The 220-nt window shown below is 33.6% G+C and carries 1 pseudogene; it reads right to left on the minus strand.

The features are described 5' to 3' along the window. A pseudogene (locus WFZ85_RS16420) lies at positions 1 to 220 on the minus strand (IS1182 family transposase); the annotation flags it as partial.

Consider the following 220-nt stretch of genomic DNA (forward strand, 5'->3'; position numbering starts at 1 on the left):
TGCTTACTTGGGGTTCGCCACTGGTTTTGAGTTCTTCTTCGAGCAGTTCGTATTTGATTTTGTTTTGTTTTAAGCGTTCTATTTTTTGTTGGATGTTACTGATTTTTATAGCGTCTTCTTTTACATCGTTTTTGTCTAACTCATTGAGGTATTCTTGGGTTTTAAGTTCGATATATTCTTTGTGTTTGTCGATTTTTCTTTGGTTATAGTTGGACTTCTT

It is taken from the genome of Flavobacterium aureirubrum, from assembly GCF_038739835.1.
Taxonomy (GTDB): Bacteria; Bacteroidota; Bacteroidia; order Flavobacteriales; family Flavobacteriaceae; genus Flavobacterium; species Flavobacterium aureirubrum.